Raw genomic sequence first — 13,021 nt, forward strand, 5'->3', positions numbered from 1 at the left:
GGGAGAGGTTCTCAAATGCTGAAACCAGCTAAAACGCGGCCTCGATAAACTGCACGACCTCCCCGGGAGAGCGGTCTGCGTCAGCGATCGGCGGAAAGCGTCACCGCATTTCGAATTTTCTGGCCCTCACACATCAGCGGTTTCGCTTCGAGGGTGCGGGGTACTTCGACAGGATTTTTGTTAGTCGCTGAACAACTTCCGGGTGGTCGCTGACCAGATTCTTGGTCTCATTTGGATCGGTTTGGTAGTCATACAGTTCATAGGCCGTGTCACCTTTCCCATCAAACGCCTTCCACTGCACCAGTCGATACCGTTCGGTTCGAATGGATCGCCCCAGCTTTCGCTTCGGGTAAGCGTGATAGGCATGGTCGCGAACTCGCGCCGATGGATCTTGGAGGACGGGGACCAAGCTGACCCCGTCGATTGGTTGAGGGCCGCTCGGTGCGGGCAGCCCAGCCAACTCTGACAAGGTTGGGAAGATATCGACGCTCTCGGCCAATTGTTTTGTGGAGCTACCTGGCTGAGTGACACCCGGCGCGGTGATCAAGATCGGGATCCGGTTGGCTTGTTCGTAGTTGGTATGTTTCGTCCAAATGCCGAGATCGCCAAGGTGAAAACCATGATCGCCCCAAAGCACCACGATTGTGTTGTCAGAAAGTTCTAGACGGTCGAGTTCCTCGATCACTTTTCCGATCTGGGCGTCGACGTAGCTGACGCTGGCGTAGTAACCATGAATCAGATTGCGTTTCAGTTCATCGTCAAAGTCGGCGTTGGGTTCGGTGGGAACTGGTTTGTAATTTGAAATTTCTCCGCCACGTTTTCCGGCCACCTTGGGGGCGTTTGCTGGCAGCTCTTCGTGCTGGGGCATGGGAAGCGAAGCTGGGTCGTACAGATCCCAATACTTTTGTGGTGCACTGAATGGCAAGTGAGGCCGGGCAAATCCGGAAGCGATGAAAAATGGCGTTCCATCGGATTGTCGACGTTGCTTTGCCGCTTGCAGTCGCTCGATCGTTTCGGCGGCGACGCGACCGTCGGCGTAGTCTTCATCGTTGGCATCGGGCGATTCATACGCGGCCCCTCGAGGAAGCGATTTGATCTGGCCCAGCATCTGATTGGTGAAGTAGGCCTCTTCGCGAGTCAGTTGCCCGCCATCGGTGCTGGCCGGTTCCAGGTACTCGATGACCTTCTCTTTGAAGTGTGGAACCGAGAACGATTCTGGGTCGCCATGATTGCCGTGGCCGATGTGAAAGATCTTGCCCAGCGACTCGGTTCGATAGCCACCATGTTTGGCAAAGTGTTGAGGAATCGTGACCGCGTCGGGAATGATCTGGCGCAGCTGGCTGCCCAGTCCGTAGAGGCCCGTCGATGTTGAGTGTGAACCCAGCATCAACGTGAAACGCGATGGCGCGCAGACGGCTTGGTTGCAGTACGCCATTTCGAATCGCATGCCGCGATTGGCCAGCGAATCGATGTGCGGCGTTTTCGCGATCGAGTCTCCATAACATCCAAGGGCAGGTTTCAGGTCATCGACCAAGATCAGCAAGACGTTGGGGTGTTCTTTTGCTTGAAGATTGGAACTTAACGAAAGCAAAGAACAGATGACGAGCGTCAGCAACGCGACGATCGTTTGGAGTTTGGTCAACATTGGGATGAGGGAATTCGCGTGGGGGTGGGGATGGGCGAAACGCGTGATTGCACGGATCGGAGAAAAGAATCGTCGATGGACGGCCAGTGGTTGTCTTTCGATTGGTTGTCACTTCTAGGGCGACATGAATCTCGATCTTTATCCGTTGTTTCACAGCATTTCGAGAAGTCGTTGACGCCATCGGCCGCGTTATTTTGCACCAGACAGCAGTGAATCGCAAATTGTGGGGTTGGTTTCGGTCCTCACGCAGCTTCTTCTGAGAGATCGAACAGGCGTAGCGAAGGAATCCGGGAGATTCCAGCCACCAACTGGCGAGACAAATTGGGAATTGATTCTGTTTAGAAATTTTGTCGATAATTCGCGGCGTTTCGTCCACCAAATGGGTGGGGAAGTCTCAGTTGGACTACGATTGGGATGTTTCGCCTCTCACCCTCGCTTTGAGTTTTCTCACAGCAACCTTCATCGTCGGCTTGCGTTTCGCCGATGGAAGCGTTGTCTCGGTTGTCATCGCCAACGTTGTTGCACATCTCATGTTGTTCCGGTCGAAGCGTACGATGAACCATCCTGGTCGCAAGCGACGCCGATTGCGAAGCGAACAATTGGAAGCTCGGCAGTTGCTGGCAGCCGATTTCGGTGGGTATCGACACAACATCTATGATGCCGAAGACGTCAACGATGACGGGCGTGTTTCAGCCATCGACGCGTTGTTGATCATCAATGCGATGACCAACGAGACCGCTCGCGATGAAAACATGTTCACCGATGTTAACGATGATGGTCGACGCAGTGCTTTGGACGCTCTGCGGGTGATCAATCGGATTGAACGCGGCGATGTGTTTCCGATTGATACCAGTGCCGACGAAGAGCTGAACCTGTTGCTTCCGGAGATGCCGTCTGAAGTTCGTTCGATCGATGGCACCGGAAACAATCCCAACGATCACTTTTGGGGCAGCGTTGGGCAACGTTTGATTCGCATGGCGCCAGCAGCCTATGGCGATGGGATTTCAACGCTGGCGGGAGCCGACCGACCCAGCGCACGCGAAGTCAGCAATGTATTGTCGGAAATGAACACGAGTCAGGTGCTCAATGATCGAGGGCTGTCTGCATTCGTTTATGTGTGGGGGCAATTCATCGATCATGACTTGGGATTGAGCGAAAGCGACGAGCACGGCGAGGCCATCGATATCGCGGTGCCAGAAGGAGATCTCTGGTTCGATCCGACTGGTTCTGGTGAAGCGGTGATCCCGATGACGCGAACGCCGATCGCGGAAGGAACCGGGACATCGGTTGATAACCCGGCTCAACAGTTCAATCAAATCACGGCCTTCATCGATGGCTCGATGGTTTACGGGAGCGATGCAGCAACCGCGGAAAGGCTAAGGACGTTTGTGGGCGGTCGAATGGCGATCTCCGAAGACGGACTGCTTCCGATGGACGAAAGCGGAATGGTGATTGCCGGCGATGTTCGCGCCAGTGAGAACGTTGGCTTGACGGCAATCCAGACGCTGTTTGTCCGAGAACACAATCGTTTGGCCGATGAAATATCTGGCTCTGACCCCGAAGCAACCGACGAAGAAATTTACCAACGAGCTCGTTTGGTCGTCGCCGGGTTGATTCAATCCATCACCTACAACGAGTTTCTGCCGGCACTGTTGGGTGAGCACGCGATGGAACCGTATCGCGGCTACGACGCATCCGTGAATCCTGGCATCGCAAATGAGTTTTCAACCGCCGCGTTTCGGTTGGGGCACAGCGTGCTTCGAGACGAAGTTGGGTTCATGTCCAACGATGGACGTGAGAGCCAAGACGAGATGGAATTGAAAGACGCGTTCTTTCATGCGTCGATGTTGGAAGAGACGGGGATCGATTCGTTGTTGAAATACGACGCATCAGTTTGGGCTCAAGAAGTGGATTTGGGCGTGGTCGATTCGTTGCGGAACTTCTTGTTTGGGCCTCCGGGTGCGGGCGGGTTGGATCTGGTTGCCATGAACATCCAGCGTGGCCGCGATCATGGCTTGAGCGACTACAACTCGACGCGAGAAGCGTACGGCCTGAATCGAGTGGAATCGTTTGACCAAATCACCAGTGACGTTTCGTTGCAGCAGAAGTTGACATCGTTGTATGGAAACGTTGACAACATCGATCTTTGGGTTGGCTTGATGGCCGAAGATCACCAAAACGACGCCTCGGTTGGCGAGCTGACAAGCGAAATCATTGCCGACCAATTTCAGAGGACTCGCGACGGCGATCGGTTCTTCTACCGGAATGTGCTGAACGAACTGGAGATTGAATCGCTGGAACGATCCACGCTGGCGGACGTGATCGAACGCAACACGAGCATCGAAGGTTTGCAAGGAAACGTTTTTTCGATGCAAGTCGAAATTCGCGGCCGGGTCATCCTGGCCAGCTCGGTTCCGCCCACGACGATGCCCAGTAACCTTCGCGAGGACGAAATGCGTGGCGTGGAGGGAATGACGATCGAGTTGATCGACGGAGCTGGGAAGCTGGTCGATTCCACAGCGTCTGATCAGCACGGGAATTACCGGTTTCGATCGCTCAGTGAGACCGGAGACTACCAAGTCCGACTTTCGCAATCTGGTGAGACGATCGATGTCCTCATCGCTCACGGTGAAGAGCGAATCCGCGGGCTGGATTTTTACGTCGCGTAACTGCCGGACGAGGGAACGGGCCACCCGAGGACGGGGCCGCTTTTTGGTGCAAACGTTGCGAAACGCGGCGTGAAGTGAGACTGCGGGAATTGGTGTGACATTGCCGTCTGAAAGGTGCCCCTTATCAGCGGCCCATCAGGTGAACGCGAGGTCGGATCCCCGTTCGTGATGGGAAGGGCTGGCGATTGGTGCAATCGCGGATGCCTGCTTTTCCCCTCGTCTCATTGCAGTGTCTGCCCAATATGAATCAACGGAAGAAACGAACGCGTCGTCTTGCGATCCAATCTCTCGAAACTCGCCGTGTGCTCGCCGCCAGTCTGGGGTGGGACGGCCCTGGTTTGGGCAGTGCCGCTCTGACCTACACGATTACGGGATCACCGAGCACGCTGACTCAGGAGGAGACCGATGCGGCGATCGAAACCGCTTTCGATGCTTGGGCCAGCGTCGCGGACATCGAGTTCACAGAGGTCGACCAAGTCGGACTGAATGATTCCATTGATATCTCGTTTGAGAATTTGGATGGAAGAGCGGGCACGCTCGCTCAGGCGTATTTTCCGGACGACGTGAACCCGGCGCGGTTGGCCGGTGACATCCAATTTGATCTTTCGGAAAGCTGGGAAGTTGGCAATTCGCTGGGCAGTGCGGCGTTCGATTTGGTGTGGGTCGCGGTGCATGAAATCGGCCACTCGTTGGGGCTGGATCACACCGATGCCTCCGGAAGTGTTTTGGCTCCGTTCGTTTCCGCCAATCAATCGTTCACCGAACTGGATGAAGATGACGCCATTGCGATCACACAGTTGTACGCGGCGGCGGAAACTGCGGCGGACGAGCCTGTTGATGAGATGGATTCGACCAACGATTCCGAGGGCTCAGCCGACGATGAGACCACCGATGCCGAAGACGACCCGGTGCTGGAAGATCCTTCGGTGGACGATTCCGGCGATGAAGATGAGCAGGATTCCGGAAGCAATGATTTCCGGAACCGTTGGTTCGTCTGGAACCGCTGGTTTCGAAACCGTTTCCAGCAACGGTTTAGCGGCCGTTTGGACGCTGAGCTGAATGCGTACAACTACGTCAATCCGACGGATGTCAACGAAGACGATCGCACGACGGCGTTGGACGCGTTGATGATCATTAATCGGCTCAATCAAACGTCGGAGGCTGATTCGGATGACGCCGAGATGGATGGATTGTGCGACGTCAACGGTGACGGAACGGTGACATCCTTGGATGCGTTGATGGTCATCAATGCAATGAACGATGCGGATGTTGACGACGCTGCCTCCGAGTCAACCGAGACGGAAGTCGACATGGAGTCGGACGAGGAGGAAGAGAGCTCGGAAGCGGACTTCTTGGACGACACCGATGTTGTTTTCGATGAGGAGGACGAATCGACGATCGATGACGGCGGCTTGGTCGACGATCCGACTGCAGTGGACGACGAAACGATCGACGAGGAACCCGATTCCAGTGAAGACACGGAATCCGACGAGGAATCTGATTCCGGCGAAGAGACTGGCGACGAATCAGCCGACGACGATGTCATCGATGATGAGATGGTCGATGACGGGGAGACCGAAGACGATGAAGAAACAATGTCCGAGGAAGACTGTGATCATCGTGCGGAGGGATTTCATCGACAGAACTATGGTTTGTTCCGTGCTGGTTTGTTCAGCGGCGACGTTGCGACGTTGATCGAGCGATTGGATGCGGATGGCGATTCGGCGCTTTCCGAAGAAGAGGTGTCCGAGCGGTTGTGGGAAAAACTGACGGGGCTCGAGGCCGACGGTGACGCCGATGGATTGTTGATTGCGGAAGAATTGGAAGCCGCGTTCTTGGCCGCTCGTGAAGAACGTTTCTTATCAAAAGATACCGACGAAGACGGTTTGATCACGGAGACCGAAGTTCGCGATCGGCTTTGGGCGAAGTTGGCCGAGGCGGATGCAGACGCCGATGGCGGTGTTTCTTTCGCGGAATGGGAGGCTTTCCGGGAAGAAACCGAGGCGAATGAATCGGAGGCTTTCTCACCGGGATCGTCGCGATTCGACCGAGTCGACGCGGCGTTCAGTGTGGCGGGCCGGGATGCCCATCGGGAGCGTTTCGCGAGGTTCCGTCGTTAGATGTTCCGTCGCTAATTCGATGAGTTTCGGAAAATTCCGAAAAAGAAGTGACGGTTTGTGGTTTGCCTCGCAACTAGTTCCTTGCGAATGATGATGCGAGCTCAGACTACTCTTCGGAAGGCAAAGCGATGGTCGCCACAGACTCCTCTTGGACGGCACGCGAAAATGATTCCAGCGACCGAGAAGGTTGGGGCAATGATCTCGGGTTCATGGAGTTGTTGGACCAAGCACGCGCTGGCGACAGGGAGGCTCTCGGACGCTTGCTGCAGTGGTACACGAATTATCTGACGATTCTCGCCACCACGCAGTTGGATCGTCGGCTTCGCAGAAGAGTCAATCCATCGGACATCGTTCAAGAGGCGATGTTGGAAGCCCATCAGGACTTCGGCGATTTTCGCGGGACCAGCCAAGGTGAGCTGCTTTGCTGGTTGCGGACAATTTTAATTCACACGTTGCATCGCAGTTTTAAACGCCACGTTCAGGTTCAAAAGCGAGACATTCGTCGCGAAGTTTCTTTGGAAGCGGTTAGCAATCGATTGGAAGAATCGGCTTGCAACTGGGCGGGGATCTTGGCTGGCAATGAGCCTTCGCCGAGTGCTCCGATGCGTGCTCGTGAAGGTGCCGTGGAATTGTCCAATCAGCTCAGCAAGCTGAAACCGCACTACCGCGAGGTGATCGTTCTTCGCGTGCTGCAAGGACTTTCGTTTGATGAGATCGCGGAGCGAATGGATCGCAAGTGCGGTGCTGTTCGGATGCTTTGGTTGCGAGCGTTGGAGAGTTTCAAAGCGTCCGAGGATCAGCGTTGATGGTCGCCTTTGAATTGTCGACAGACGAATCGCAATCGACCGATCCATCGCTGCTGCGCGGTCTGAATGAAGAGCAACAATCTCGGCTGACGAAATTGTTGGACGAGTACTTGGTCGGTTTGGAAAACGGCGAGTCGTTGGACGCGGATGAGATCGTTCGGCAGAACCCCGATCTGGGGCCCGTCTTTCATGCCTACCTTGAGAAACTAAGAGCTCTCTACGGCGTCGCCGCGGGGATGCAACCCACTCTCGATGCACCCTCGGTTCCGCTGCCGGCGGACAAACAGCTCGGTGACTTCCTTTTGCATCACGAGATTGGTCGTGGTGGGATGGGAGTTGTCTACGAAGCCAGCCAGCAGTCGCTTGATCGACGCGTCGCGATCAAGTTGCTGCCGCTGGCTTCCATGTTGGATTCGACCCAGATCGCTCGTTTCAAAAACGAAGCTCACGCGGCCGGTTTGCTGCAGCACCCGCATATCGTTCCCATTCACAGTGTCGGCAGCCATCAAGGCGTTCACTACTACGCAATGCAGTTCATTGATGGGATTGCTTTGGATGCTTGGGTGCGCGAACGTCGTGAGGAAAAGATAGCCGGGCAGTCCGCGGATGGATCGAAAGAACGGTCCAGCGATTCCCGCTCGGAATCGGCGGAACGACGACGCGAGACTTGGAAGCAAGTGATTCAGTGGGGGATCGACATCGCCGACGCTTTGCACGTTGCCCATGAAAATGGTGTGGTCCATCGCGACGTGAAACCATCGAACTTGATGCTTGATCGGTCCGGCAAAATTTGGGTGACCGATTTTGGTTTGGCACGCTGTCAGACGGAGATGTCATTGACGCGGTCGGGCGACGTCATCGGAACGATGCGGTACATGAGTCCCGAGCAATCTCGCGGGCAGTCTGCTTTGATTGATGGACGGGCGGATGAGTATTCGCTGGCCGCAACCTTGTACGAATGTTTGACGCTGCGATACGCCCACGAAGGCGAAGACGCGGCAACGATTCTGAAGAAGATCGACAATGAGGAAGTGATCCCGCTGCATTTGTTGCGACCTGATTTGCCTCGTGATTTGGGGACCGTGATCTCAAAAGCGATGTCGAAGAATCGCGAAGATCGGTACGAGACCGCGAAGGAGTTTGCCGAGGACATGAAGCGGGTGCTGTTGGGCGAACCCACCATTGCTCGACCACCATCGGTCGCGGATCGGTTGGTTCGGCTGGCGTCGAAGCATCGTCGTGTTGCGTTCGTGGCAGCCTTGATTGTGACGCTGGGTTTGGTCGGTTCCGCCATCGCGAATGCCAAGTTAGCGGCTGCGAAAATTGTGTCGGACGAAAACGCCATGCGGGCCACTCGGGGAGAGTCGTTGGCGCGAGAGGCTTTGGATCGGATGGGGACGCGCATCGCCGAGCTGTTGGTCGATGTTCCCGGGGCAGACCCGGTTCGCCGTTTGTTGCTGTTGGAAATGTTGGATTACTACGAACGGTTCGCTGCGGAAATCAAAAATGATCCAACGCTTCGCGAGGATTTCGCGATGACGCTCGCGCATGCGGGTAGGTTGCAGTCGGAGCTTGGTGACAGTGAGCAGGCGATCGCGGCGCTTAAGCGTAGCGAGTCGATCTATGCGGAATTGGCCGGCAGTGTTGCTGCCAATGACCCGGTCCGACTGCACTGGGCAACGTGTCAGAACAATTTGGCACAGGCTTTGGTGCGGGCAGGCAAATTCGAAGATGCAGCTCGATACTTTGTGCGAGCGATGGCGATCCAGCGGGCACTGGCGGACCAAGGCAACTCGTTTCCTCTGCACCGGGACGCTGAGATTTCGTTGGCAGCCACGCTGAACAACATGGGTTTGTTGCTAATGCGGACAAATGCAACCTCCGAGGCAGAATCATATTTCGTGAAATCGATCGAGCGACTTCAGACGCTGTTGATCGCACCGGCTTCGCACGCCAAGCGACTGAACGGCATGACGAACGATCCGGCTTCCTTGAAGCTTGTTGCGGTGCAGTCGAACTTGGCGGGGCTGTTGATGGAATCAGAACCCGAACGAGCGATTCATCATGCGGGCCAAGCACTCGAATCGCAATTGAATCTTTTGCAGTCGAATCCAGGTGACGCGAAGATTGCTGGGCAGACGATTGTGACGCTCAACACGCTCGGTGCGGCGCAATCTGCGATGGGTAGGAATGCCAAAGCAATCGAGACATTCGAACAAGCCATTGAAATGGGTAGCCAAGTCGTGCTTCGCTGGCCCGATCACCCGAACTATCGAAGGGATTTGGCGCTGAGTTTCAATCAATTGGGTTTGGTTCGATCAAAGATGAAATCTCTGGAAACGGCACGCACGGCGTTTGAGAAGGCGTTGGAAATTGGACAGCCGCTAGCGACTCAATTTCCAGAAGATGCAGAGACGCAAAGCATGCTGGGTGGGGTTTGGAACAACTACGGATTCCTTCAGCAGCAACTGGGGGATGCGGGGGCGGCTGCGGAGGCGTATTTCCAAGCAATTCGGCTGCAATCGGTCGCGGTTTCGGTTGCACCCGAAGTTGTTCGTTACAATGAATTCCTGCGAAAGCACCGGGCGAACTATCAAAGCGTGATGGAATCCTCCGGCAATTCGCTGCCTCGAGAAGAGCTACAAGGATTGATTCATGAAGCCAACTAACGACTCAAGAATCTTATTGCTCGAACAACTTGAATCACGTTCATTGTTGGCCGGTGGGATCTTCACGCATTCTGATATGGGTGCGAACCAAGGAATCGACCGATCGCAAATGGATCGAGCCGTTCCGACGTTGCAACGAATTGCGGCTCAAATCAATTCCGGTGGCGGACGCGATGGTGCCGGGGCTCAGAATCTTTCTGAACGTGCGCACGATCCCGGTGCTGCACGCCCGATGCGAGACTTTGCCGCAATCGCTAGACCGTCGCAACAACATGACCAACACCGCCAACGCGATGGAGGACAGCACAATCGGGGACAACAACTCTCGGGGCGTGAACCACGCAGCAGTGAATTGCGAGCAAGCGATCTGATCAGCCAATCGTCGCAGCCAAGTTCGCAAACGTCGGTTGATGGATCATCCAACAATCAGAGCGTTCGGTCGTCTGATTCCAGTTCTGTGTTGTGGGTGGTTCAATTTGTCATTGATTCGCCGCGACCATCCAACAGTGTGAGTGTTGGTGATGTGCTGAATGGTTTGAGCGGAGGAAACGATCGTTCATCGACAGGCGAAGGCACTGTGCTGGCTCGAGCGAACTCCGCCGCCGGTTCATCGGAATCTGGTTCGCCGAGTCGGAGCAGCGATGCAAAAGCAACCGTTTCGAATGCTGCAACGAACAACAACGGATCCGTTCAAGGCAATGGATCAGCGGTTGCCTCGGTCGATGATTCACCCGCCACTGTTGCAAACGCGAACGCAGCCGAACGGACGAGTGGTTCGGGTGATAGCTCGCAAGTTGCAACGGTTGATTCCTCGTCGCGTATCGCCGGCGAAGCGGATGGGGGAACGATCGATTGGTTGCCGCGTGTATCCAGCAGCGACGTGTCGTTGGATGCTTCTCAATCGGACGATGATGCGTGGGAATTGGACGAACGCACTCTCGAACAATTGCGCAAGGTGGCTCGAGATGCAACGGATGATCTGACGGAAGACGTTGAATCGGGACGCGTTCGTGACACCAGCGAAACGCCGGTGTTGGAAGGGAATTCCGTCGACGATGCTCTGGCAAGTTGGTTTGGATCACCCACTGGATTGATCGATGGGATCCGATTCCAAGACGCATTGCCAACGGTTGTCCCGACGTTCTCACCTGGAATGGTGGACATTGCTTTGGATGCGACCGTGGGAGTCCACCGGACGATTGGCCTGATGGCTTCGTCGGAATCGGTTCCGACACCGGTCGTTGTGAATGAAATCCGCGACGCTGTTTTGGCTGCGATCGCGTTTGAAACCGATGCACTGGCGCAACCGGCATTGGACACTCGGCCGCTGCGGTTGTCTGGATTCGCTTATCCGGGCGTCGCAATTGTTGCGGGGACGTTGGCACTGAACGCACGTCGACGTCGTTCCGGAGTTCTGCTGACCAGCCGCTGAAAAATCGGTTTGCGCTGAGAATGCCGTGGATCGCAAAGGCGAAAACGGAACCTGGGGGGACTTTGCGGGTTCAATGCTTCATCGGGGGCGTTCTGGACGTTCCTAGTCATTCCCCACCGGCATTCTCGGAGCTGGAATCTTGCGACACACAACCTTTTTCTTTGGTATGGCGCTCTTTGCGTGCTGTGCCACTCACACCGTATCGCCCGCCAACGGCAACGATATCAATCGCGATTGGCCCCGGTGGCGTGGTCCGGATGCGTCGGGAACGGCGTTGGAATCCAGTCCGCCGGTGACCTGGAGCGAGTCCGAAAACATCCTTTGGAAGATCGATGTGCCCGGCATCGGGAGCAGCACGCCGATCATCCTTGGCGATCGCGTGTACGTCAGTACCGCGGTGAAGACGGACCAAGTTGCCGAAGGTGCTGGTTCGGCTGAAGCGTCAAACCAAACGCCGCCGGAATCGGGCTCACCACGGGGAGAACGCCAAGACGGAGAACGCCGTGCTGAGGGAGGCCGTCTGGACGGTGGGCGAGGCGGATCGGGTCGCGGAGGCCGTGGTCGTGGACGAGGCGGTCGCGGTGGTGCCAAGCCGACGAACGTCTACGACTTTGTCGTGATCGCTTACGATCGCAACAACGGCAAAGAGATTTGGCGGACATCGGTGACCCAAGAAGTGCCTCACGAAGCTGGTCACAACACCAACACCTTTGCGTCATCTTCACCGGTGACCGATGGCGAGAAGTTGTACATGTCCTTTGGATCGCGAGGCGTTTTTTGTCTGGATCTGGATGGCACGCAACTGTGGAGTGTGGATCTGGGACAGATGCAGACTCGAAATCAATTCGGTGAAGGAAGCTCACCCGCGGTTCACAATGGCGTCTTGGTTGTGCCGTGGGATCACGAAGGGGAGTCGTTCATCGTGGCTCTGGATGCCGCGACCGGCGAAGAAAAGTGGCGGCAAAGCCGTGATGAGCAAACGACTTGGTCGACGCCTTTGATCACCGAGTACGAAGGTCGCACGCAAGTCATCACGAACGGTTCCAAACGAGTTCGGAGCTATGATTTGACGACTGGCGAATTGATTTGGGAATGCGGTGGACAAGCCGGCAATCCAATCCCCTCGCGGGTTCGGTTTGAGGACAACGTCATCGTGATGACTGGCTATCGAGGCTACGCGATCTATTCCATTCCACTGAGTGCAAAGGGTGATGTCACCAACAGCGACGTGATCACTTGGATCGAAGAAGACGCGGCTCCCTACGTGCCGTCGCCGGTTCTTTACAAAGGCCAGCTCTACTTTGTGAAGTCCAACAATGGCGTGTTGGTTTCTCGGAAGGCCAAGACCGGTGAGTTAGTCATCGATCAAACACGCCTGCCAGACATCTCGTCCGTTTATGCCTCACCGGTGGCAGCGGCGGATCACATCTACTTCACCGGACGCGATGGAACCACGTTGGTTTTGAGTCACGGCGACGAAATGGAAGTGGTCTCGGTGAACAAGCTGGACGATGAAATCGATGCTTCGGCGGCCATCGTCGGGGACCAAATTTTCCTGCGAAGCAAGTCGCATTTGTACTGCATCGGCAAGGAATGAATTTGGTTCTGGCCAGCATCCATCACGCAGATGAATGCTGGTAGCATGAACGATTCCAATCGGGCGACTGGCAGATGGATGCC

The 13,021-nt window shown here is 55.6% G+C and carries 7 protein-coding genes; 6 read left to right on the top strand and 1 reads right to left on the bottom strand.

All coding sequences use genetic code 11. The features are described 5' to 3' along the window. Positions 1-133: 133 nt before the first annotated feature. Positions 134-1,645: a sulfatase gene (locus tag B2R17_RS20215; RefSeq protein ID WP_286765390.1), complete on the bottom strand. Its 1,512-nt coding sequence runs from the start codon at positions 1,643-1,645 to the stop codon at positions 134-136. 530 nt (positions 1,646-2,175) lie between these two features. Between B2R17_RS20215 and B2R17_RS20220 the strand changes: the two genes are divergently transcribed. From B2R17_RS20220 to B2R17_RS20245, 6 genes are all read left to right on the top strand, one after another. Beyond that, positions 2,176-4,314: a peroxidase family protein gene (locus B2R17_RS20220; RefSeq protein ID WP_286765458.1), complete on the top strand. Its 2,139-nt coding sequence runs from the start codon at positions 2,176-2,178 to the stop codon at positions 4,312-4,314. Positions 4,315-4,556: 242 nt separating this feature from the next. Then, a complete protein-coding gene (locus B2R17_RS20225) occupies positions 4,557-6,434 on the top strand; it encodes a matrixin family metalloprotease (RefSeq protein ID WP_286765459.1) in 1,878 nt (625 codons plus the stop codon). A gap of 128 nt (positions 6,435-6,562) precedes the next feature. Beyond that, complete coding sequence (locus tag B2R17_RS20230) at positions 6,563-7,240, top strand: sigma-70 family RNA polymerase sigma factor (RefSeq protein ID WP_286765391.1); 678 nt, start codon at positions 6,563-6,565, stop codon at positions 7,238-7,240. Further along, positions 7,240-9,909 carry a serine/threonine-protein kinase gene (locus B2R17_RS20235; RefSeq protein ID WP_286765392.1) on the top strand — a complete coding sequence of 890 codons (2,670 nt, stop codon included), beginning with the start codon at positions 7,240-7,242 and terminating at the stop codon, positions 9,907-9,909. Before B2R17_RS20230 ends, B2R17_RS20235 begins: the two co-directional genes overlap by 1 nt. Further along, positions 9,896-11,341: a hypothetical protein gene (locus tag B2R17_RS20240; RefSeq protein WP_286765393.1), complete on the top strand. Its 1,446-nt coding sequence runs from the start codon at positions 9,896-9,898 to the stop codon at positions 11,339-11,341. Before B2R17_RS20235 ends, B2R17_RS20240 begins: the two co-directional genes overlap by 14 nt. Before the next feature lie 166 nt (positions 11,342-11,507). Next, positions 11,508-12,938: a PQQ-binding-like beta-propeller repeat protein gene (locus B2R17_RS20245; protein ID WP_286765460.1), complete on the top strand. Its 1,431-nt coding sequence runs from the start codon at positions 11,508-11,510 to the stop codon at positions 12,936-12,938. The last annotated feature ends 83 nt before the right edge of the window (positions 12,939-13,021 follow it).

This window comes from Rhodopirellula sp. UBA1907, assembly GCF_002337565.1.
In the GTDB taxonomy this organism is placed as follows: Bacteria; Planctomycetota; Planctomycetia; order Pirellulales; family Pirellulaceae; genus Rhodopirellula; species Rhodopirellula europaea.

What these genes read in the sequence shown, in the direction of transcription:
- B2R17_RS20230 (WP_286765391.1), top strand. Translation starts at nt 6,563, where the DNA reads ATGGTCGCCACAGACTCCTCTTGGACGGCACGCGAAAATGATTCCAGC.
- B2R17_RS20245 (WP_286765460.1), top strand. Translation starts at nt 11,508, where the DNA reads ATGGCGCTCTTTGCGTGCTGTGCCACTCACACCGTATCGCCCGCCAAC.
- B2R17_RS20240 (WP_286765393.1), top strand. Translation starts at nt 9,896, where the DNA reads ATGAAGCCAACTAACGACTCAAGAATCTTATTGCTCGAACAACTTGAA.
- B2R17_RS20215 (WP_286765390.1), bottom strand. Translation starts at nt 1,645, where the DNA reads ATGTTGACCAAACTCCAAACGATCGTCGCGTTGCTGACGCTCGTCATC.
- B2R17_RS20220 (WP_286765458.1), top strand. Translation starts at nt 2,176, where the DNA reads ATGTTGTTCCGGTCGAAGCGTACGATGAACCATCCTGGTCGCAAGCGA.
- B2R17_RS20235 (WP_286765392.1), top strand. Translation starts at nt 7,240, where the DNA reads ATGGTCGCCTTTGAATTGTCGACAGACGAATCGCAATCGACCGATCCA.
- B2R17_RS20225 (WP_286765459.1), top strand. Translation starts at nt 4,557, where the DNA reads ATGAATCAACGGAAGAAACGAACGCGTCGTCTTGCGATCCAATCTCTC.